The sequence below is a fragment of the Citrobacter telavivensis genome (assembly GCF_041807075.1).
In the GTDB taxonomy this organism is placed as follows: Bacteria; Pseudomonadota; Gammaproteobacteria; order Enterobacterales; family Enterobacteriaceae; genus Citrobacter_A; species Citrobacter_A telavivensis.
Window position 1 is genome coordinate 1 of record NZ_JBGUBF010000003.1, and the last position, 21,485, is coordinate 21,485.

General features: G+C 52.9%; 20 protein-coding genes. 12 read left to right on the forward strand and 8 right to left on the reverse strand.

Features of this window, described 5'->3' with window-relative positions:
• Positions 1-372 precede the first annotated feature (372 nt).
• Entirely contained in the window at positions 373-1,092 is a 720-nt protein-coding gene (locus ACERJC_RS14755; protein ID WP_152400869.1) for a FadR/GntR family transcriptional regulator, read from the forward strand.
• Positions 1,089-2,516 (forward strand): multidrug transporter subunit MdtD, encoded by a 1,428-nt coding sequence (mdtD, locus tag ACERJC_RS14760; RefSeq protein ID WP_373671976.1) that lies wholly within the window; start codon positions 1,089-1,091, stop codon positions 2,514-2,516. The genes ACERJC_RS14755 and mdtD overlap by 4 nt, the downstream gene beginning before the upstream one ends.
• Here the strand turns inward: mdtD and rbsR are convergent.
• From rbsR to kup, 7 genes are all read right to left on the reverse strand, one after another.
• The gene (gene rbsR / locus ACERJC_RS14765; RefSeq protein ID WP_373671977.1) at positions 2,482-3,480 is read right to left on the reverse strand and encodes a ribose operon transcriptional repressor RbsR; all 999 of its coding nucleotides are present in this window, start codon (positions 3,478-3,480) and stop codon (positions 2,482-2,484) included. The two genes, mdtD and rbsR, sit on opposite strands and share 35 nt — an antisense overlap.
• A 3-nt stretch (positions 3,481-3,483) precedes the next feature.
• A complete protein-coding gene (gene rbsK / locus ACERJC_RS14770) occupies positions 3,484-4,413 on the reverse strand; it encodes a ribokinase (protein ID WP_373672124.1) in 930 nt (309 codons plus the stop codon).
• Positions 4,414-4,524: 111 nt separating this feature from the next.
• On the reverse strand, positions 4,525-5,415 hold the full coding sequence (gene rbsB, locus ACERJC_RS14775) for a ribose ABC transporter substrate-binding protein RbsB (protein WP_042998766.1): 891 nt from the start codon (positions 5,413-5,415) through the stop codon (positions 4,525-4,527).
• Positions 5,416-5,439: 24 nt separating this feature from the next.
• A complete protein-coding gene (gene rbsC / locus ACERJC_RS14780; protein WP_042998765.1) occupies positions 5,440-6,405 on the reverse strand; it encodes a ribose ABC transporter permease in 966 nt (321 codons plus the stop codon).
• Between the two features lie 5 nt (positions 6,406-6,410).
• The gene (gene rbsA / locus ACERJC_RS14785; protein WP_152406225.1) at positions 6,411-7,916 is read right to left on the reverse strand and encodes a ribose ABC transporter ATP-binding protein RbsA; all 1,506 of its coding nucleotides are present in this window, start codon (positions 7,914-7,916) and stop codon (positions 6,411-6,413) included.
• Between the two features lie 7 nt (positions 7,917-7,923).
• Entirely contained in the window at positions 7,924-8,343 is a 420-nt protein-coding gene (gene rbsD / locus ACERJC_RS14790) for a D-ribose pyranase (RefSeq protein ID WP_152400862.1), read from the reverse strand.
• A gap of 228 nt (positions 8,344-8,571) precedes the next feature.
• Positions 8,572-10,440, reverse strand: a complete 1,869-nt coding sequence (kup, locus tag ACERJC_RS14795) for a low affinity potassium transporter Kup (RefSeq protein WP_152400861.1) — start codon at positions 10,438-10,440, stop codon at positions 8,572-8,574.
• Positions 10,441-10,660: 220 nt separating this feature from the next.
• Between kup and ravA the strand changes: the two genes are divergently transcribed.
• Both ravA and viaA read left to right on the forward strand, forming a co-directional pair.
• Positions 10,661-12,157, forward strand: a complete 1,497-nt coding sequence (gene ravA / locus ACERJC_RS14800; protein WP_152400859.1) for an ATPase RavA — start codon at positions 10,661-10,663, stop codon at positions 12,155-12,157.
• Positions 12,151-13,602: an ATPase RavA stimulator ViaA gene (viaA, locus tag ACERJC_RS14805; RefSeq protein WP_373671978.1), complete on the forward strand. Its 1,452-nt coding sequence runs from the start codon at positions 12,151-12,153 to the stop codon at positions 13,600-13,602. The genes ravA and viaA overlap by 7 nt, the downstream gene beginning before the upstream one ends.
• A gap of 2 nt (positions 13,603-13,604) precedes the next feature.
• On the opposite strand, the gene asnA is transcribed toward viaA, so the two are convergent.
• The gene (gene asnA / locus ACERJC_RS14810) at positions 13,605-14,597 is read right to left on the reverse strand and encodes an aspartate--ammonia ligase (protein WP_178827102.1); all 993 of its coding nucleotides are present in this window, start codon (positions 14,595-14,597) and stop codon (positions 13,605-13,607) included.
• A 151-nt stretch (positions 14,598-14,748) separates the two neighbouring features.
• On the opposite strand from asnA, the gene asnC reads away from it, so the two are divergent.
• The 8 genes from asnC to atpF all read left to right on the forward strand — a co-directional run bounded on the left by asnC (position 14,749) and on the right by atpF (position 21,477).
• Complete coding sequence (gene asnC / locus ACERJC_RS14815) at positions 14,749-15,207, forward strand: transcriptional regulator AsnC (protein ID WP_152400853.1); 459 nt, start codon at positions 14,749-14,751, stop codon at positions 15,205-15,207.
• Between the two features lie 232 nt (positions 15,208-15,439).
• Complete coding sequence (mioC, locus tag ACERJC_RS14820) at positions 15,440-15,883, forward strand: FMN-binding protein MioC (RefSeq protein WP_152400850.1); 444 nt, start codon at positions 15,440-15,442, stop codon at positions 15,881-15,883.
• Between the two features lie 379 nt (positions 15,884-16,262).
• A complete protein-coding gene (mnmG, locus tag ACERJC_RS14825) occupies positions 16,263-18,152 on the forward strand; it encodes a tRNA uridine-5-carboxymethylaminomethyl(34) synthesis enzyme MnmG (RefSeq protein WP_152400848.1) in 1,890 nt (629 codons plus the stop codon).
• 64 nt (positions 18,153-18,216) lie between these two features.
• Positions 18,217-18,840 carry a 16S rRNA (guanine(527)-N(7))-methyltransferase RsmG gene (rsmG, locus tag ACERJC_RS14830; protein WP_286632049.1) on the forward strand — a complete coding sequence of 208 codons (624 nt, stop codon included), beginning with the start codon at positions 18,217-18,219 and terminating at the stop codon, positions 18,838-18,840.
• Positions 18,841-19,456: 616 nt separating this feature from the next.
• Positions 19,457-19,837, forward strand: a complete 381-nt coding sequence (atpI, locus tag ACERJC_RS14835) for a F0F1 ATP synthase subunit I (RefSeq protein ID WP_152400844.1) — start codon at positions 19,457-19,459, stop codon at positions 19,835-19,837.
• Between the two features lie 8 nt (positions 19,838-19,845).
• Positions 19,846-20,661, forward strand: a complete 816-nt coding sequence (gene atpB, locus ACERJC_RS14840; RefSeq protein ID WP_152400842.1) for a F0F1 ATP synthase subunit A — start codon at positions 19,846-19,848, stop codon at positions 20,659-20,661.
• A gap of 46 nt (positions 20,662-20,707) precedes the next feature.
• Complete coding sequence (atpE, locus tag ACERJC_RS14845) at positions 20,708-20,947, forward strand: F0F1 ATP synthase subunit C (RefSeq protein WP_000429386.1); 240 nt, start codon at positions 20,708-20,710, stop codon at positions 20,945-20,947.
• A gap of 59 nt (positions 20,948-21,006) precedes the next feature.
• Complete coding sequence (atpF, locus tag ACERJC_RS14850) at positions 21,007-21,477, forward strand: F0F1 ATP synthase subunit B (protein ID WP_003827022.1); 471 nt, start codon at positions 21,007-21,009, stop codon at positions 21,475-21,477.
• Positions 21,478-21,485: the final 8 nt, after the last annotated feature.

Consider the following 21,485-nt stretch of genomic DNA (forward strand, 5'->3'; position numbering starts at 1 on the left):
GCCCACACAGATTGTCTGATAAATTGTTAAAGAGCAGTGCCGCTTCGCTTTTTCTCAGCGGCGCGGGGTGTGCATAATACGCTTTCCCGCTTCAGAGTCAAGCATTTATTTCGCTTTTCTCTGTGGGCGTTCATCTCTGAACCCCGCTGACCCGGCGGCTTGCGTGCCGTTGTTCCGTGTCAGTGGAGGCGCATTATAGGGAGTTATTTCAGGCTGACAAGGGGAAATTTAAAATAATTTTCCGAGTGCGTAATATTTATCCAAAACGGGTATTAACGTGCCATAAAATAAGCGTTTTGCTGTTTTTGCAACCGCAATCACACTTCCTGGTGGCATACTAATGAGTAAGAAAAAGATAAAGGACAAAGCGTAATGTCTTTAAGCGCACAGCAGCTGGCTGCACAAAAAAACCTTTCCTATGTTCTGGCTGAGAAGCTCGCGCAGCAGATCCTCAAAGGTGAATATGCCCCTGGCACTATTCTCCCTGGCGAAATAGAACTGGGCGAACAGTTTGGTGTAAGCCGGACCGCCGTTCGGGAAGCAGTCAAAACATTAACTGCCAAAGGGATGGTGTTGCCGCGCCCTCGTATTGGCACCCGCGTGATGCCACAGGCAAACTGGAACTTCCTCGATCAGGAATTACTCACCTGGTGGATGACCGAAGAAAATTTTCAGCAGGTTATCGAACACTTTCTGGTGATGCGTATCAGCCTGGAGCCTCAGGCGTGCTCGCTGGCAGCGACAATTGGCACAGCGGAGCAAAAAGCACACCTGAATACATTAATGGAAGAGATGGTCGCGCTGAAAAAGAACTTTAAACGCGAACGCTGGATTGAAGTGGATATGGCCTGGCATGAGCATATTTACGAAATGAGCGCGAACCCGTTCTTAACCTCTTTTGCTTCGTTGTTTCATTCTGTCTACCACACCTACTTTAATTCAATTACTTATAACACCGTTGTGAAGCTGGATTTGCATCAGGCCATTGTCGACGCCATTGCACAAAGCGACGGCGACGGTGCGTTTAAGGCTTGTCAGGCTCTGCTGATAGCCCCGAATGAACGTCCAGAAAACGACCAGGATTGTGCATGACCAACAAAAAAGCACGCAGTATGGCTGGATTGCCGTGGATAGCGGCAATGGCCTTCTTCATGCAAGCACTGGACGCCACCATCCTTAATACCGCTTTACCCGCCATCGCCCAGAGCCTCAATCGCTCCCCCCTGGCAATGCAGTCTGCGATTATCAGTTACACCCTGACGGTTGCTATGTTGATCCCGGTGAGTGGATGGCTGGCCGATCGCTTTGGCACCCGACGTGTATTCATGGTTGCCGTCAGCCTGTTTACGCTCGGTTCCCTCACCTGCGCACTTTCGAGTACGCTACCGGAGCTGGTCCTTTTTCGCGTGATTCAGGGGATTGGTGGCGCAATGATGATGCCGGTTGCACGCCTGGCATTATTAAGAGCTTACCCGCGCAGCGAACTGCTGCCGGTGCTGAACTTTGTGACTATGCCTGGACTGGTCGGCCCCATCCTGGGTCCGGTACTGGGTGGCGTTCTGGTTACCTGGGCCAGCTGGCACTGGATTTTCCTGATCAATATTCCGATAGGCGTCGCCGGCATTCTGTATGCGCGCAAATATATGCCGAACTTCACTACCCCACGGCGCAAATTTGATATGACCGGCTTCTTTCTTTTTGGTCTGAGCCTGGTCCTCTTTTCCAGCGGGATGGAGTTGTTTGGCGAGAAAATTGTCGCCACCTGGATAGCGCTGACCATTATTCTGTTGAGCATTCTGTTACTGCTGGCTTATGTTCGTCACGCGCGACGCCACCCGACTCCGCTGATATCGCTGTCATTGTTTAAGACGCGCACCTTCTCTGTCGGTATTTCCGGCAACCTTGCTACCCGTCTTGGGACGGGATGTGTGCCGTTCCTGATGCCGCTGATGTTACAGGTGGGATTTGGCTTCCCGGCGCTGATTGCCGGTTGCATGATGGCGCCCACCGCACTGGGCTCAATACTGGCGAAATCGATGGTAACGCAAGTGCTGCGCCGTCTGGGTTATCGAACCACACTGGTGGGCATCACTGTCTTCATTGGGCTAATGATCGCGCAGTTCTCTCTGCAATCCCCCGCCATGCCCGTCTGGCTGTTGATTCTACCGTTGTTCATTCTGGGGATGGCGATGTCAACGCAATTCACCGCGATGAACACGATTACGCTGGCCGATCTGACTGATGACAACGCCAGCAGCGGCAACAGCGTACTGGCTGTTACGCAGCAGTTGTCCATCAGTTTAGGGGTGGCAATCAGCGCAGCGGTACTACGCATCTATGAAGGGATGGAGGGAACCAATACGGTCGAACAGTTCCACTACACCTTTATTACGATGGGCGCGATTACTGTCGTGTCAGCCCTGATGTTCATGTTGCTGAGAGCCAAAGATGGTCGCAACCTGATCAAAGAGCGACACAAGCCTACACAGAGCCCCGCGCCATCAGAACAGGAGTAAGTTGCAGACGCTGCTGTTGCAGGGCGGGTTGCGCCATACGATGAATCAGCACATCGATGGCCAATTCCCCCAGTTCATCTTTTGGTTGATGAATGGTGGTAAGCGGCGGCGTCATGTAACGCGCCAGTTCTATGTCGTCGTAGCCAATCACCGCCATATCCTGCGGAATTCGCAATCCGGCCTGATACAACGCCTGATAAGCACCTACCGCCATCGCATCGTTGCCGGCAAAAACAGCGTGCGGACGAGGTTGATGAGAAAGCAGTTTCTGCATGGCCTCAAACCCACCGCCAAATTCAAAATCACCGGTAATTTCGTAACCGTCCGGGATAACCAGCCCGGCGCGCTTCATCGCAGCGCGATACCCTTCCAGACGCAACCGCGCTGGGGTTTTATCAAGCGGCCCGGTAATACAGGCGATGCGAGTAAAGCCTTTATCAATAAGATGCTGCGTAGCCAGGTCGCCACCGAGTAACGAGTTATCCTGAATAAGATCGCTATCCCCTTCACCATCAAAAGGCGACCAGTCCATCATAACGGTAGGGATTGAGGGGTAGCGCTGCATGATTTCACGCGACGGCTGGTGTGTTTCGGTACAGAGCAACAGTAAGCCGTCCACCCGCTTTTGCATCAGGGTTTCCAGATTACGGTTCATGCGCTGCTCATCGCCTTCGGTATTGCATAACACCAGGCTATAGCCGCGCTCAAAACAACTGCGCTCAACGCCACGTACCAGTTCGGAGTAAAAAGGGTTGGTACTCGCCGTGATCAGCATGCCGATGGTACGCGTCTGATTCAGCTTCAGGCTACGCGCCAGCGCAGAAGGCGCGTAATTTAATGACTTGATCGCTGCATTAACTTTTTCAGTTATCGCTTCACTGACAAAGCGATCCTTATTAATGACGTGCGAAACGGTCGAGGTGGAAACGCCCGCCAGGCGGGCAACATCCTTCATGGTAGCCAAGCGTTACCTCTGCTGACCTAAAAACGCCTCAATTTCATCACGCCACGGCACGGAAGGCTGCGCGCCTTTACGGGTCACGGCAATCGCCGCAGCGGCATGGGCAAAGCGAATCGCGTCAGACAGCGGCTTTTCTTCCAGCAGAGCGGTGATCAGCGCGCCGTTGAAGGTATCGCCCGCAGCGATAGTATCGACAGCGTCAACTTTAAATCCAGGAACCCGGCGGCCTTCGCCATTCACACTGGCCCAGACGCCCCGGCTCCCTAACGTAATCAGAACGGTATGAATGCCTTTCTCGTGCAGGACCTGGGCTGCTTTCGCCGCGTCTTCATCGTTTTCGACACGGATCCCCGTCAGCTTTTCCGCTTCAGTTTCGTTCGGGGTGATGATATCCACCAGCGCCAGCAGTTCGTCAGATAACTCACGTGCCGGAGCCGGATTCAGCGCCACAATCGTGTTGTTTTGCTTTGCGATTTTCGCGGCCGTCAGCACGCTTTCGATCGGCGACTCCAGTTGCATCAACAAGGCGGATGCCTGAGCAATACGCTCGCGCTGCGCCTCGACTAACGCAGGGGAAAGCGCCGCATTAGCGCCAGCATGGATACCAATAACGTTTTCACCGTCGCCATTCACAAAAATCAGCGCCACGCCGGTGGAATCACCGCTGATGACGCTGACCGGTTCGACATCAATGTTGTCACTAATAAGCTGTTTGCGGATGTTACGTCCAACATCGTCATCGCCCGTGCAGGCAATGAACGCAATATTCGCCCCACTGCGACCCGCAGCCACCGCCTGATTCGCGCCTTTACCGCCAAAAGCCACCTGATAGTGGTTTCCGGTGACGGTTTCACCTGGCGTCGGGAATGTTTTAAGGTTCAGGATATGGTCGGCATTAATACTGCCAAGAACGACAAGATTGCCTGCGGTTTTCATGTTCGGGGTGTCCATCTGAGGGAGCCACCGGTATTACCCGGTGGCGTATGCCACACTTTCTTTTCTTTATATTTAGTCCCTCAGGCAACGCGCGGTCGCCTGAATCGCCAGTTACTGCTTGATGACCAGCTTCAGGTCAACAGGGTACTTGGCCTGAACTTTCTCGCCTTTCAGTACCTTATCTGCCGTCTCAACGCCTTTCGCGCCGATCTGGTCCGGTAACTGTGCGATAGTCGCAGCCAGTTTGCCATCATTTACCGCTTTTTCGCCATCAGGCGTACCGTCAAATCCGACCACCATCACATCAGATTTACCTGCTGTTTGCAGAGCACGCAGCGCACCCAGTGCCATTTCATCGTTCTGTGCAAAGACAGCCTGCACGTCCGGATGCGCAGTCAGCAGGTTCTGCATCACGTTCAGACCTTTAGTACGGTCGAAGTCTGCTGGCTGGCTGGCCAGGACGTTAAATTTGTGTGCCGCAACGGCCTGCTGGAAACCTTCACCACGCTCACGCGCCGCTGAAGTCCCGGCAATACCTTGCAGTTCAATAACTTTCGCACCTTCACCCGCTTTTTTGGCGATGTAATCACCGGCGATTTTCCCACCCAGTACGTTATCAGACGCGATGTGGCTAACGACGTCGCCTTTGGTTGCCTGACGGTCAAGGGTGATGACCGGGATATTGGCCTGGTTCGCCATTTTCACAGCGTTACCCACCGCGTCGGAATCTGTCGGGTTGATCAGCAGAATTTTGGTACCACGTACGGTTAAATCCTGAACGTTCGCCAACTCTTTCGCCGGGTTGTTCTGGGAGTCCAGTACCACCAGGTTGTAACCCAGTTTATCAGCTTCTTTCTGCGCCCCATCTTTCAGCGAGACGAAGAACGGGTTGTTAAGCGTAGAGACCACCAGCGCAATGGTATCTTTCGCCATTGCGTTCGCGCTCACGGTGGCGCTTAGCGCAACAGCAGAAACCAGGGTAGCCAGTTTTTTCATGTTCATATTTAAGATGTCCTGTAGTCGTTGTTACTGCTTTTTGTTGTCTACCAGCACCGCCAGCAAAATCACCACCGCTTTGACGATCATCTGGTAATAGGAGGAAACACCTAACAAATTCAAACCATTATTGAGGAAACCCAGAATTAATGCGCCGATCAAGGTCCCAACAATACGTCCTTTGCCGCCCGCCAGACTGGTCCCACCCAGCACAACGGCCGCGATGGCATCCAGCTCATAGCCTGTACCGGCAGTCGGCTGGGCAGAGGAGAGACGCGCCACTTCAATGATACCGGCCAGCGACGCCAGCAGCCCACACAGTGAATAGACGATAATCTTGATTTTACTGACGCTGATACCGGACAGACGCGTTGCCGCTTCGTTACCGCCCAGCGCATAGATATAGCGACCCAGACGAGTGTGGTGCAACATGTACCATGCCGCCAGGAAAACAATCCCCATGATCCAGACTGGCGTCGGCACACCCAGCGGACGGCCGATGCCGAACCAGCCAAACAGATCGGCGTTATCGGTAAAGCCCGTGTTAACCGGACTCCCGTTGGTGTACACCATCGTCACGCCGCGCAGCAGCAGCATCATGACCAGCGTGGCGATAAACGCCTGCACACGGCCTTTCGCCACAATCACGCCCGTTACTGCGCCTACAGCGGCACCTAATGCCAGGGCTGCTGCAACGGCCACCAGCGCGTTAACTTCAATCCCTACAATTGAAGCCGCAACCGCGCCGGTGAGCGCCAGCAGGGAACCGACTGACAGATCGATACCCGACGTCAGAATAACCAGCGTCATCCCCACCGCCATAATGGCGTTCACGGATGTCTGCTGAAGAATGTTGAACAGGTTATTGACGGTAAAAAAGTTAGGGCTCAACGTCGAGACAATCGCGATCAGCACCAGCAGGGCGATGAGAGACTTTTGCTCCATCAACCACGCTTTGGTGAAATAACGGCGACCAGAAACAGCCTGGGTAGTCATCTTTTTTACTCCTGATTCACGCGATTAAGCTTGCCCACAGCGGCAGCCATCAGAACTTCCTGGGTGGCCTGCTCGCGAGTGAATTCACCGCCGAGATGCCCTTCATGCATGACGATAATTCGATCGCTCATGCCTAATACTTCTGGCATCTCAGATGAGACCAGAATGATACTCAGGCCGTCGGCCTTAAACTGGTTAATTAACTGATAAATTTCTTTCTTGGCCCCAACGTCCACACCGCGGGTGGGTTCATCAAGGATCAGCACCTTAGGACGGGTCATCAGGCCACGGGCAATCGCCACTTTCTGCTGGTTGCCCCCGGACAGCAAACCAATAGCCTGTTCCATCGACGGGGTTTTCACATTGAACAGGCGAATAAAATCGCTCACCGCCTGCTGCTCATCTTTATGCTTAAGGCTACCGCCGCTGCGGCTGAAATAGCGCAGCGCGGTCAGCGACATATTCTCTTTCACCGACATGCCGAGCACTAAACCGTCGCGCTTGCGGTCTTCAGAGATATAGACAATGCCGTTTGCCAGTCCGTCCTGCGGGGAACGCGCAACCACTTCATGTCCATCGAGCGTGACATACCCGCTGGTACGCGGCAGTGCACCATACAGAACTTTCATTAGTTCGGTACGTCCGGCCCCCATCAGACCAGAAATCCCTAAGATTTCACCTTTACGCAGGGTAAAAGAGACATCGTTCACGCCTGGTCCGCACAGGTTATCGACCTTCAGGCGGACTTCACCCGGTGCTTTATCCAGGCGCGGATACTGTTCTTCGAGCTTACGGCCCACCATCATCTCAATCAGCGAATCTTCGGTCAGTGAGGCCACTTCACGTTCGGCAATAAACTGTCCGTCCCGGAAAACGGTCACGTCATCGCAAATCTCGAAGATCTCTTTCATTCGGTGAGAAATATAGACAATACCGCGTCCCTGCGACTTCAGTTCGCGGATCACGCGGAACAGGGATTCGGTTTCGGTGTCGGTGAGCGCATCCGTTGGCTCATCCATAATGATGACTTTCGACTCAAAGCTCAGCACTTTGGCGATTTCGACCATCTGCTGGTCGCCAATCGACAATTCACCCACCAGACGGTCGCTCTTAAAGCGCAGGTTGAGTTTAGCTAACAGAAGGTCCGCTTCGGCATACATCTTCTTCCAGTCTATTTTGCCGAAGCGGTTAACGAATTCGCGGCCGAGGAAAATATTCTCCGCAATGGTAAGTTGCGGGATCAGGTTAAGTTCCTGATGGATGATGCCGATCCCCGCTTCCTGGGATGATTTAGGACCGTTAAAGGTCGTTTCTTTCCCCAGCCACAACAGTGAACCGGCATCGCGAGTATAAATGCCCGTCAGCACCTTCATCATGGTGGATTTGCCGGCACCGTTTTCCCCCACCAGCGCCATCACGCGACCGGGGTAAACATTGAGTGCGGCGCCGGATAGCGCTTTCACGCCAGGGAACGCTTTATCGATCCCTTTGAGTTGCAGTAATGCGTCCATGACGGCCTCAGAAAGTGACGCCAGCACAGAGAATGATATTCGCATACGGGGAACACTCCCCGCTGCGAATTACCGCCTGACTGTCTGCGGTTTGTTTTTTAAATTGTTCATGCGTGGTGTAACGAATTTCTATGGTGTTTCCCTGGTGTTGTTGCAGTTGCTCAATGTGGCTGAGCAACGTTTCGTGGAGTTGCGGATTATGTTGTTTAATTTCCGTTGCGAGAATGGCCGATTCAACCTGCATTTCACGGGTCACCACATCCAGTACCTGCATAAAAGAAGGTACGCCCTGGGTTAATGCCATATCGATACGTGTTGTACTGTGTGGGATGGGTAAACCTGCATCACACACCACCAGCGTATCGGTATGCCCCAGACGGGAGATAACCGATGAAATCTCTGAATTGAGTACTGTGCCTTTCTTCATTTTCTTGCTCCACTAGCGAAACGTTTCGCTGGTGTTTAGTGTAGTCTGAGATGTGAGCAAATAACCATCATGACGTAACAGATTTGTGATCGCCGTCGAAACGTTTCGCTAAGTGAAATAGAGTGGCATGTGGAGAGGTTTTTTGCCGGGTGGCGCAGCGCTTACCCGGCCTACCATTTTCGTAGGCCCGTGAAAGCGCAGCGCCGCCGGGCGAAGGTGTTGCAGATATTAAATCTCGACCTGTGTCCCCAGTTCAATCACGCGGTTAGGCGGGATTTCAAACTGATCGGGCGCGCGCAGGGCGTTACGCTGGAGAAGAAGATAGAGTTTGCCACGCAAACGTAAATACCAGGGACGCTTGCCGACGATTAACGACTCGTGCGACATAAAGAACGACGTCTCCATCATCCGGCAGCTCAACCCTTCCAGACCGCAGCGGTGGAAGACCTCTTCAACATTCGGCGTTTCACGCCAGCCGTAGCTGGCAACGACGCGCCAGAAAGTCGGCGACAACTGCTCAATCTGCACACGACGGACGTTATGCACGTACGGCGCATCTTCAGTACGCAGCGTCAGCAGGATAACCCGCTCATGCAACACCTTGTTGTGCTTGAGGTTATGCATCAGGGCAAAGGGGATCACGTTCAGCGCGCGAGACATATACACCGCAGTACCCGGTACGCGTACCGGCGGAGATTTCTCCAGCGAGGCGATCATCGCCTCCAGAGAGTTACCGTGCTCGTGCATACGGCGCAACAGGCGGAAACGTTCGCTCTTCCAGGTGGTCATGATGGTGAACATCACCAGCCCCAGCGACAGCGGCAGCCAACCGCCTGACAGCAGTTTATCGAGGTTTGCCGAGAACAGCGGAATGTCGATACACAGGAACGCGACGAGGATCAGCGCCACGAAATACTTATTCCAGTGCCAGTTTTTACGCGCCACGGTTGTCGAGAGAATCGAAGTCAGTACCATCGTACCGGTTACGGCGATCCCGTACGCTGCCGCCAGGTTACTGGAGTGCTCGAAGCTGACAATCACTATCACCACCGCGATATAGAGCATCCAGTTGACGAACGGAATATAGATCTGCCCGGACTCCATTTCTGACGTATGAATGATGCGCATGGGCGACAGATATCCCAGACGAACCGCCTGACGCGTCAGCGAGAAGACGCCTGAAATTACCGCCTGTGAAGCGATCACCGTCGCCAGTGCCGCAACGATCAGCAGGGGAATCAATGCCCAGTCCGGCGCCAACAAGAAGAACGGGTTTTTTATCGCTTCCGGATGCTTTAACAGCAGCGCCCCCTGGCCAAAGTAGTTGAGCACCAGCGATGGCAGGACCACCGTAAACCATGCCAGGCGAATAGGGAACTTACCGAAATGCCCCATATCGGCATACAACGCTTCAACGCCGGTAATCGACAGCACCACTGCGCCAAGCGCGATAAAGGAGACGGTCTTGTATTCAAGGAAAAAATGCACCGCCCACATCGGGTTCAACGCCTGCAGCACTTCCGGATTGGCAATAATACTGCGTAGGCCAAGTACAGCCAGAATCAAAAACCAGGCCAGCATAATGGGCGCAAACAACTTCCCCACCATCCCGGTACCGTGCTTCTGAATCATAAACAGCAGCGTCAGGACGATAATCGACAGCGGGACAATCCAGGTATCCAGTTGTGGCGCGATGATCTCCAGACCTTCAATGGCCGACATCACCGAGATGGCCGGGGTGATCACCACCTCGCCATAAAAGAAGCTGCCGCCAATTAAACCCATGATGACCAGCATAGAGGTCATTCGTGCGGAGGTATTACGTCCCGCCAGCGACATCAGCGTCAGGATCCCCCCTTCACCAGCGTTATCTGCACGCATGACGAAAGTCAGATACTTAATGGAAACCACAAAGATGAGTAGCCAGAAAATCAGCGACAAAAAACCAAAAACGGCATCGCGTTCAACGCCAAAACCAAACTGACCGGACAAACATTCACGAAGTGTATAAAGTGGGCTGGTACCAATATCACCGTAGACAACCCCAATGGCTGCGAGGGTTACCGCAGACAATGATTGCTTATTATCAGTGCTCATAGACTAGTCTTTCATATATAAAGAAATGTGTGCGTAGTCCCTTGGCCCACAAAAAGCGCACAGTATGCACGATTCAAAGCAAAATCGTACCCCTAAATGAGTCCAGATTAACCTGGCTCAAAGAAAAATAAACAGCCTCTTGGACAAGTTCAGCCTCTGAGCTGAAACGGCTATACTCGCTGTTAACGCAGTACATTTAATGAAAGGACGCCACTCTATTATGGCTCACCCACATTTATTAGCGGAAAGAATTTCCCGCCTGAGCAATGCGCTGGAAAAAGGTCTCTATGAGCGCAGTCACGCCATCCGGCTTTGCCTGCTGGCCGCCCTGAGCGGCGAAAGTGTTTTCCTGCTTGGCCCTCCGGGGATAGCCAAAAGCTTAATCGCCCGCCGGCTGAAGTTTGCCTTCCAGAATGCGCGCGCCTTTGAATATCTGATGACGCGTTTCTCCACGCCGGAAGAGGTTTTTGGCCCGCTCTCTATTCAGGCGCTAAAAGATGAAGGTCGTTACGAACGCTTAACCGCAGGCTACCTTCCTGAAGCAGAAATCGTTTTTCTCGATGAGATCTGGAAAGCCGGTCCGGCAATCCTCAATACCTTGCTGACCGCCATTAACGAACGTCATTTTCGCAACGGCGCGCACGAAGAGAAAATCCCTATGCGTCTGCTGGTGGCGGCCTCCAACGAACTGCCGGAAGCAGACAGCAGCCTGGAAGCGCTGTACGACCGTATGCTGATCCGCCTGTGGTTGGACAAAGTGCAGGATAAAGCCAACTTTCGCTCCCTGCTGATCGGCCAACATAACGAAAGCGAAAACCCGGTTCCCGCCTCGCTACAGGTGAGCGATGAAGAGTATTACCGGTGGCAGAAGGACATTGGCGCCATTACGCTGCCCGATCATGTTTTTGAGCTGATTTTTACACTGCGCCAGCAACTGGATAATCTGCCGAATGCGCCCTACGTCTCAGACCGCCGCTGGAAAAAAGCCATTCGTCTGTTACAGGCCAGCGCTTTCTTTAGCGGACGCGACGCTGTCGCCCCTATTGATCTCATCCTGCTGAAGGATTGCCTGTGGTATGACGCCCAGAGCCTGAACCTGATGCAACAGCAGCTCGAAATATTGATGACCGGGCACGCCTGGCAACAGCAGGCAATGCTGACGCGCCTCGGCGGTATCGTTCAGCGACGCATTCAGTTGCAGCAGCAGCAAAGCGATAAAACCGCTTTTACGGTGCTGCGTCAGGGGGGCATGTTCAGTCGCCGTCCGCATTACGATTTGCCAGCCGAGGTTACCGCAGCAAACCTGACGCTGCTCCTGCAAAAACCGCTGAAACTGCACGATATGGAAGTGATCCATATCGCTTTTGAACGCAGTGCGCTGGAGCAATGGCTGGCGAAAGGGGGCGAGATCCGCGGCAAACTCAACGGGATCGGATTTGCCCAGACGTTGAATATGGAAGTCGATAGCGCCCAGCATCTGGTGGTACGTGATGTCAGTTTACAGGGCACGCGACTGGCACTTCCTGGTTCATCGGAAGAGGCCATGCCAGGCGAGATTAAGCAGCAACTGGAAGAGCTGGAAAACGACTGGCGTCAGCAGCATACCCGCTTTAGCGAGCAACAAAAGTGCCTGTTTATTCATAGCGACTGGTTAGGTCGTATCGAGGCCAGCCTTCAGGATGTGGGTGAGCAGATCCGCCAGGCGCAACAATGCTGACACTGGATACGCTCAATGTCATGTTAGCCGTCAGTGAAGAGGGGATGATCGAAGAGATGATCCTCGCGCTGCTGGCCTCGCCACAGCTGGCGGTTTTTTTTGAAAAATTCCCCCGCCTGAAAGCGGCAATCACCGACGATCTACCGCGCTGGCGCGAAGCGCTACGCAGTCGGTTAAAGGACGCGCGCGTTCCGCCGGAGCTGACGGAAGAGGTGATGTGTTATCAGCAAAGCCAGCTCCTCTCCACCCCGCAGTTCATCGTCCAGCTACCGCAAATACTGACACTTTTGCACCGCCTGCACTCACCGTATGGCGGACAGGCACAGCAACTGGTGGACAGTAACGCCATATTCACTCCCGCCCTGCACACGCTCTTTTTGCAGCGCTGGCGCTTAAGTCTGGTGGTGCAGGCCACCACGCTCAATCAACAGTTGCTTGAAGAAGAACGTGAGCAACTGCTCAGTGAAGTTCAGGAACGAATGACCCTGAGCGGTCAACTGGATCCGGTTCTGGCGGAAAACGAGACCGCTGCAGGTCGGCTGTGGGATATGAGCGCAGGCCAGCTCAGACGGGGTGATTATCAGTTGATCGTGAAGTACGGTGATTTCCTGAGCGAACAGCCGGAGCTGATGCGGCTGGCTGAGCAACTGGGCCGCTCCAGAGAAGCTAAATCCGTCCCGCGAAAAGATGCACCGATGGAGACCTTTCGCACGCTGGTGCGCGAGCCTGCAACGGTACCCGAGCAGGTTGACGGTATACAGCAGAGTGACGATATTTTACGTCTGTTGCCGCCGGAACTGGCCACGCTCGGCATAACGGAACTGGAGTATGAGTTCTACCGGCGGCTGGTGGAAAAGCAGTTGCTCACTTATCGTCTACACGGTGAAGCCTGGCGCGAGAAGGTAACCGAGAGACCTGTGATTCATCAGGATTTCGACGAACAGCCACGCGGACCGTTCATTGTGTGTGTAGACACCTCCGGTTCGATGGGCGGCTTTAATGAACAGTGCGCGAAGGCCTTTTGCCTGGCCTTAATGCGCATCGCCCTTGCCGATAACCGTCGCTGCTTCATTATGTTGTTTTCCACGGAAGTGGTGCGCTACGAGCTTTCCGGTCCGCAAGGTATTGAGCAAGCTATCCGCTTTCTGAGCCAACGATTTCGCGGCGGTACGGACATCGCCAGCTGTTTTCGCGCCATTATTGAACGCATGCAGGGACGGGAATGGTTTGATGCTGATGCGGTGGTGATTTCAGATTTTATCGCCCAGCGCTTGCCTGACGACGTGGTAAGTAAAGTCGGGGAGTTACAGCGTGTCCATCAGCATCGCTTTCATGCGGTGGCAATGTCAGCACATGGCAAACCCGGCATCATGCGCATTTTCGATCATATCTGGCGCTTTGATACCGGGATGCGAAGCCGCCTGCTCAGACGCTGGCGGCGATAAGATTACAGCAAAGAGGCAACGCTTTCACGAACCTGTGCGGGCCATACGCCGCACTGAACCTGGCCAATGTGCGGCAGTTGCAGCAGCAGCATGGTTAAACGCGACTGGCCAATGCCACCGCCAATAGTCTGCGGCATTTCACCACGCAGCAGCGCCTGGTGCCATTCCAGACTCAGGCGATCTTCATCACCGGTCAGCCGAAGTTGATGTTTCAGCGCATCGGCATCGACACGGATCCCCATGGAAGAAAGCTCGAACGCATCTTCCAGCACCGGGTTCCAGACCAGGATGTCGCCGTTCAGACCGGCATACCCCAGTTCGGATGCAGAACTCCAGTCATCATAGTCCGGCGCACGAACGTCATGGCGGTGACCGTCGCTGAGCTTGCCGCCAATCCCCACCAGGAAGACCGCACCTAACTCTTTGGCGATCGCACGTTCACGACCTTTTGCATCAAGACCCGGATAACGGCTCAGTAATTCCTGGCTGTGAACAAAGTGGATCTGCTCTGGCAGGAACGGTGCCAGACCAAATTCTTTGCTTACCGCCGCTTCGGTCGCTTTAATTCCCGCCCAGATAGCCTCTACCGTGCTTTTCAGAGTGGAGAATTGACGCTCGCCGTCGCCCATCACGCGTTCCCAGTCCCACTGATCGACATAGACCGAGTGGAGCGGAGAGAGACGATCTTCATCCGGGCGCAGGGCTTTCATGTGCGTGTAGAGCCCTTCGCCCGCGCTGAAGTCGTGTTGTCCCAGAGTTTGACGTTTCCATTTAGCCAGTGAATGAACGACTTCAAACTGGGCATCTGGCAGCGCTTTCACTTTCACCTGCACCGCTTTTTCACAGCCCGACAAGTTATCCTGCGTGCCATCCCCTACACGGCTAAGGATCGGTGCCTGGACTTCAATCAGACCCAGACGCTCCTCCAGTTGACGAGAGAAGTGAGATTTCACGAAGCTAATTTGGCGTTGTTTGGCAATGTAAGCGGTTTTCATTTTTATTACTCCTGCGTCCTGTTGCCTATGATTAAGCAACAGAATGGGGGCAATATTCAATAATCAACAAACAAAAAGCCGCATTCGATTTTGATTCGTTAAAATAAACCGCTAAAATAGAGTGAATCATTAATACACATAAGAAAAACCTATGGAAAATTATCAGATCGACAATCTGGACCGCGGCATTCTGGATGCCTTAATGGAAAATGCCCGTACCGCCTACGCCGAACTGGCGAAACAGTTTGGCGTCAGTCCGGGGACCATTCACGTCCGTGTAGAAAAAATGAAGCAGGCGGGGATCATTACCGGCGCGCGTATTGATGTCAGTCCGAAGCAACTTGGTTACGACGTCGGCTGCTTTATCGGCATCATCCTCAAAAGCGCCAAAGACTACCCTTCGGCGCTGGCCAGACTGGAGAGTCTGGATGAAGTCACCGAGGCGTACTACACCACCGGCCACTACAGCATCTTTATCAAGGTCATGTGCCGGTCGATCGATGCGCTCCAGCATGTACTTATCAACAAGATCCAAACAATTGATGAAATTCAGTCCACCGAGACGTTGATCGTCCTGCAAAACCCTATCATGCGTACCATCAGGCCGTGATCGCCAATTTTAATCCCACATTTTTCCACAGGTAGATCCCAGCTCGTTCACAGCGTACAATGCAGCCTCGTAAGCCTATCCCAGTAGGCGTAGTTGTTGAAATCAGTTTGGTTGCGGCCAGCGCACAGAAACCGGAGCGTACTACAGTACGTGAGGATTTCGAGCACTGCCCGGAGCCAAAATGACGAATAAAATAGCCTAATGGGATAGGCTTTTAAAAGGATGGGCTCGTATGGCTGACATTACTCTTATTAGCGGCAGCACCCTCGGCGGCGCTGAATATGTTGCAGAACACCTGGCTGAAAAGCTGGAAGATGCCGGTTTTTCAACCGAAACACTGCACGGTCCGCTGTTAGACTCCCTGTCTGCAACGGGGATCTGGCTGGTCATTAGCTCCACGCACGGCGCGGGGGACATTCCGGATAACCTTGTTCCTTTATATGAAGATCTTCAGTCGCAAAAACCGGATCTGTCGCAGGTTCGTTTTGGCGCGATCGGTATCGGCAGTCGTGAATATGATACCTTCTGTGGCGCTATCGAGAAGATCGAAGCTGAACTGAAGCTTTCAGGCGCCAAACAGATTGGCGAAACGCTGAAGATCAACATCCTTGAACACGATATTCCGGAAGATCCGGCAGAAGCCTGGCTGGGATCCTGGATTAATTTACTCAAATAAGTGTAAAGATCGTGCGATTAAGTGTGGATAACTCTGTCAGGAACCTTGGATTAACCGGTAGTTATCCAAAGAATAACCGTTGTTCAGTTTTTGAGTTGTGTATAACCCTTCATTTTGATCCCAGCTTATACGGACCAGGATCACCGATCATTCACAGCTAATGATCCTTACCAACGTATTGATCTTAATGCCCGGATCCGGCTTATCCACAGCGAGTGGCGATCCTAATAAGAGATCACAATAGAACAGATCTCTAAATAAAAAGATCTTCTTTTTAATACCCAGGATCCCGGGGTCTTTCTCAAGCCGACAAAGTTGAGTAGAATCCACCGCCCGGGCTTCAATCCATTTTCACACCGCGTTATGCGAGGCAATTACCATGTTTTATCAGGATCCTTTTGACGTCATCATCATTGGCGGGGGTCATGCAGGCACTGAGGCCGCGATGGCCGCAGCGCGTATGGGTCAACAAACCCTGCTTTTGACACACAATATCGACACGTTGGGGCAGATGAGCTGCAACCCGGCGATTGGCGGTATTGGGAAGGGACACCTGGTAAAAGAAGTGGATGCGCTCGGCGGGCTGATGGCAAAAGCGATCGACCAGGCGGGGATCCAGTTTAGGATACTAAACGCGAGCAAAGGGCCCGCGGTCCGCGCCACCCGTGCTCAGGCGGATCGTGTGCTGTATCGCCAGGCGGTGCGTACCGCGCTGGAGAACCAACCGAACCTGATGATTTTCCAGCAGGCGGTTGAAGATCTTATCGTCGAAAACGATCGTGTCGTTGGCGCCGTGACCCAGATGGGGCTGAAGTTCCGCGCCAAAGCCGTGGTGCTGACCGTCGGGACATTCCTCGACGGCAAAATTCATATTGGTCTGGATAACTACAGCGGTGGCCGTGCTGGCGATCCGCCGTCCATTCCACTCTCTCGCCGCCTGCGAGAACTGCCGCTGCGCGTAAGCCGTCTTAAAACCGGCACGCCGCCACGTATCGATGCGCGCACGATTAATTTCAGCGTGCTGGCGCAGCAACATGGCGATAACCCGATGCCGGTCTTCTCGTTCATGGGCAATGCAGCCCAACACCCACAGCAGGTGCCGTGCTATATCACGCACACCAATGAGAAAACCCATGACGTGATCCGCAATAACCTCGATCGTAGCCCGATGTATGCTGGCGTGATCGAAGGGATCGGCCCGCGTTACTGCCCATCGATCGAAGACAAAGTGATGCGCTTTGCCGACAGGAACCAGCACCAGATCTTCCTGGAGCCGGAAGGGCTAACCTCTAACGAAATTTACCCGAACGGGATCTCCACCAGCCTGCCTTTCGACGTGCAGATGCAGATTGTCCGTTCCATGGAAGGGATGGAGAACGCGAAAATCGTCCGTCCGGGTTATGCCATTGAGTACGACTTTTTCGATCCGCGTGACCTGAAGCCGACGCTGGAAAGCAAATTCATCCAGGGCCTGTTCTTTGCCGGACAAATTAACGGCACGACGGGCTACGAAGAGGCCGCTGCGCAGGGACTGCTTGCAGGGCTCAACGCTGCACGCCTGTCCGCAGACAAAGAGGGCTGGGCACCGGCGCGTTCTCAGGCCTATCTCGGCGTACTGGTCGACGACTTGTGCACGCTGGGAACCAAAGAGCCGTACCGCATGTTCACCTCGCGCGCTGAATACCGTCTGATGCTGCGTGAAGACAACGCCGATCTGCGTCTGACCGAAATGGGTCGTGAACTGGGGCTGGTGGATGACGCCCGCTGGGCTCGCTTCAACGAGAAGCTGGAGAACATCGAACGTGAACGTCAGCGTCTGAAATCCACCTGGGTGACGCCTGCGGCGGAATCAGCCAACGAAGTGAACGCTCACCTTACCGCGCCGCTGTCTCGTGAAGCCAGTGGTGAAGATCTGCTGCGACGTCCGGAAATGACCTATGCACAGCTTACGACCCTGACCCCGTTTGCACCCGCACTGGAAGACGTGCAGGCCGCTGAGCAGGTAGAAATCCAGGTGAAGTACGAAGGTTATATCGCACGTCAGCAGGATGAGATCGAAAAACAGCTGCGCAATGAAAACACGCTGCTGCCTGCGACGCTGGATTACCGTCAGGTGTCCGGCCTGTCGAACGAAGTGATTGCCAAGCTGAACGATCACAAGCCGGTTTCGATCGGTCAGGCATCGCGTATCTCCGGCGTTACGCCTGCGGCCATCTCCATTCTGCTGGTGTGGCTGAAAAAACAGGGTATGCTGCGCCGCAGCGCTTAATGTGTTGAATATTGCCCGGTAGCGTTTCGCTTACCGGGCTAATTATGTAGAACAGGTAATCACCGTGCTCAACAAACTCTCTCGCCTGCTGGCAGACGCCGGCATTTCACTTACCGATCACCAGAAAAATCAGCTGATTGCGTATGTTGAGATGCTGCACAAATGGAACAAAGCGTACAACCTGACTTCGGTGCGGGATCCCAACGAGATGCTGGTTCGTCACATCCTCGACAGCATTATCGTTGCGCCGCATTTGCAGGGGGAGCGTTTTATTGATGTCGGTACCGGACCGGGATTGCCAGGAATACCGTTGTCCATTGTGCGTCCACAAGCGCATTTCACCCTGCTCGACAGTCTCGGTAAACGCGTGCGTTTCCTGCGTCAGGTCCAGCATGAGCTGAAACTGGATAACATCACGCCGGTACAGAGCCGGGTTGAAGAATTTCCCGCCGAACCGCCGTTTGATGGTGTGATCAGCCGGGCGTTCGCGTCACTCAATGATATGGTGAGCTGGTGTCATCACCTGCCAGACGAGAAAGGCCGTTTTTATGCGCTGAAAGGTCAGTTGCCGGAAGATGAAATTGCGTCGCTGCCTGCTGCGTTTTGCGTTGAGGCTGTCATTAAACTCCAGGTACCGCATCTGGAAGGTGAACGCCATTTGGTGGTGATTAAGCCAAACAAAATTTAATATTTATCAAAAAAAATAGAAAAAAATCGGACTTTTTGTTGTTAAAACACTGAGACATTTTTGCTGATATAAGTCGTTACACTTAACGCCACGTTCACTGTCTATTATCAACAGAGCAACGTGGCGTTTTTGGCTAAAGACAAAATTAGTCAACACTGAAAATATCAGGCTGCTAAAAATCCAGGTAGAGAACCACTCCCCGGTGTTGAATTTTTATTAAAAATGTCAATGGTTGGTTTTTGAGATGTAATCAGTCGTTTTTAAAAGAGTGAGTGATTTTAGGCTTAAATATCAGAAAGTTGAAAAGGCATCATTTGCCAAGTAAATAAATACCGTCGGGGCGAATATGCTCAATGTGTGATCTGAAGCACGCTTTAACGCCAGTGTTTACGCGCCATTTGCAGTTTTGCATGATCGTTCACAGTTTGGCTAAAAGTCATAAATGTGGGCCAGGGAAAAATATTTAAACATTTATTCACCTTTTAGCTACTTATTGTTTGAAATCACGAGGGCGCACCGTATAATTTGACCGCTTTTTGATGCTTGACTCTAAGCCTTAAAGAACGTTTTATACGACACGCGGCATACCTCGAAGGGAGCAGGAGTTAAAAACGTGATGTCTGTGTCGCTCTTGAGTCGAAACGTTGCTCGTAAGCTTCTGTTCATTCAGTTTCTGGCGGTAGTAGCAAGTGGATTGCTGTTCAGCCTCAAAGACCTCTTCTGGGGCACTTCCGCAATATGCGGCGGTATGGCAGTCTTTCTGCCTAACGTGTTGTTTATGATATTTGCCTGGCGTCACCAGGCGCATACACCTGCTAAAGGCCGAGTGGCCTGGACATTCGCCTTCGGCGAAGCCTTCAAGGTGTTAGCGATGCTGATGTTGCTGGTGGTGGCGCTGGCGGTTTTCAAGGCGGTATTTTTGCCGCTAATAGTTACGTGGGTTTTGGTGCTGGTGGTTCAGATACTGGCGCCGGCTGTAATTAACAACAAAGGGTAAAAGGCATCATGGCTTCAGAAAATATGACGCCGCAGGATTACATAGGACACCACCTGAACAACCTTCAGCTGGACCTGCGTACATTCTCGCTGGTAGATCCGTATAACCCCCCAGCCACCTTCTGGACGATCAATATTGACTCCATGTTTTTCTCGGTGGTGCTGGGTCTGTTGTTCCTGCTTATGTTCCGCAGCGTGGCCAAAAAGGCGACCAGCGGCGTACCAGGTAAGTTTCAGACCGCGATTGAGCTGGTAATCGGCTTTGTGCATGGTAGCGTGAAAGACATGTACCATGGCAAAAGCAAGCTGATTGCACCGCTGGCCCTGACTATCTTCGTCTGGGTATTCCTGATGAACCTGATGGACTTACTGCCAATCGACTTGCTGCCGTACATCGGCGAGCATATCTTCGGTCTGCCTGCACTGCGTGTGGTTCCGTCTGCTGACGTGAACATTACCCTGTCCATGGCGCTCGGCGTATTTATCCTCATTCTGTTCTACAGCATCAAAATGAAAGGCATCGGTGGCTTCACGAAAGAGTTGACGCTGCAGCCGTTCAATCACTGGGCGTTCATCCCTGTCAACTTAATCCTTGAAGGGGTAAGTCTGCTATCTAAACCGGTTTCTCTCGGTCTGCGACTGTTCGGCAACATGTATGCCGGTGAGCTGATTTTCATTCTGATTGCTGGTCTGTTGCCGTGGTGGTCACAGTGGATCCTGAATGTGCCCTGGGCCATTTTCCACATCCTGATTATTACGCTGCAAGCCTTCATCTTCATGGTTCTGACGATTGTCTATCTGTCGATGGCGTCTGAAGAGCATTAATTTACCAACACTACTACGTTTTAACTGAAACAAACTGGAGACTGTCATGGAAAACCTGAATATGGATCTGCTGTACATGGCTGCCGCTGTGATGATGGGTCTGGCGGCAATCGGTGCTGCGATCGGTATCGGCATCCTCGGGGGTAAATTCCTGGAAGGCGCAGCGCGTCAACCTGATCTGATTCCTCTGCTGCGTACTCAGTTCTTTATCGTTATGGGTCTGGTGGATGCTATCCCGATGATCGCTGTAGGTCTGGGTCTGTACGTGATGTTCGCTGTCGCGTAGTAAGCGTTGCTTGAATTAAGAGCAATATCAGAACGTTAACTAAATAGAGGCATTGTGCTGTGAATCTTAACGCAACAATCCTCGGCCAGGCCATCGCGTTTGTCCTGTTTGTTCTGTTCTGCATGAAGTATGTATGGCCGCCGTTAATGGCTGCCATCGAGAAGCGTCAAAAAGAAATTGCTGACGGTCTCGCTTCTGCTGAACGCGCACACAAGGATCTTGACCTTGCAAAGGCCAGCGCGACCGACCAGCTGAAAAAAGCGAAGGCGGAAGCTCAGGTAATCATCGAGCAGGCGAACAAACGTCGCGCTCAGATCCTGGACGAAGCCAAAACGGAAGCAGAGCAGGAACGTACTAAAATCGTGGCCCAGGCGCAGGCGGAAATTGATGCCGAGCGTAAACGTGCCCGTGAAGAGCTGCGTAAGCAAGTTGCTATCCTGGCTGTTGCTGGCGCCGAGAAGATCATCGAACGTTCCGTGGATGAAGCTGCTAACAGCGACATCGTGGATAAACTTGTCGCTGAACTGTAAGGAGGGAG

Bases quoted from the DNA above. Each gene is read 5' to 3' on its own strand.
- ACERJC_RS14755 (WP_152400869.1), top strand. From the start codon at position 373: ATGTCTTTAAGCGCACAGCAGCTGGCTGCACAAAAAAACCTTTCCTAT.
- mdtD (WP_373671976.1), top strand. From the start codon at position 1,089: ATGACCAACAAAAAAGCACGCAGTATGGCTGGATTGCCGTGGATAGCG.
- rbsK (WP_373672124.1), bottom strand. From the start codon at position 4,413: ATGAAAACCGCAGGCAATCTTGTCGTTCTTGGCAGTATTAATGCCGAC.
- rbsB (WP_042998766.1), bottom strand. From the start codon at position 5,415: ATGAACATGAAAAAACTGGCTACCCTGGTTTCTGCTGTTGCGCTAAGC.
- rbsC (WP_042998765.1), bottom strand. From the start codon at position 6,405: ATGACTACCCAGGCTGTTTCTGGTCGCCGTTATTTCACCAAAGCGTGG.
- rbsA (WP_152406225.1), bottom strand. From the start codon at position 7,916: ATGGACGCATTACTGCAACTCAAAGGGATCGATAAAGCGTTCCCTGGC.
- rbsD (WP_152400862.1), bottom strand. From the start codon at position 8,343: ATGAAGAAAGGCACAGTACTCAATTCAGAGATTTCATCGGTTATCTCC.
- kup (WP_152400861.1), bottom strand. From the start codon at position 10,440: ATGAGCACTGATAATAAGCAATCATTGTCTGCGGTAACCCTCGCAGCC.
- ravA (WP_152400859.1), top strand. From the start codon at position 10,661: ATGGCTCACCCACATTTATTAGCGGAAAGAATTTCCCGCCTGAGCAAT.
- viaA (WP_373671978.1), top strand. From the start codon at position 12,151: ATGCTGACACTGGATACGCTCAATGTCATGTTAGCCGTCAGTGAAGAG.
- asnA (WP_178827102.1), bottom strand. From the start codon at position 14,597: ATGAAAACCGCTTACATTGCCAAACAACGCCAAATTAGCTTCGTGAAA.
- asnC (WP_152400853.1), top strand. From the start codon at position 14,749: ATGGAAAATTATCAGATCGACAATCTGGACCGCGGCATTCTGGATGCC.
- mioC (WP_152400850.1), top strand. From the start codon at position 15,440: ATGGCTGACATTACTCTTATTAGCGGCAGCACCCTCGGCGGCGCTGAA.
- mnmG (WP_152400848.1), top strand. From the start codon at position 16,263: ATGTTTTATCAGGATCCTTTTGACGTCATCATCATTGGCGGGGGTCAT.
- atpI (WP_152400844.1), top strand. From the start codon at position 19,457: ATGTCTGTGTCGCTCTTGAGTCGAAACGTTGCTCGTAAGCTTCTGTTC.
- atpB (WP_152400842.1), top strand. From the start codon at position 19,846: ATGGCTTCAGAAAATATGACGCCGCAGGATTACATAGGACACCACCTG.
- atpE (WP_000429386.1), top strand. From the start codon at position 20,708: ATGGAAAACCTGAATATGGATCTGCTGTACATGGCTGCCGCTGTGATG.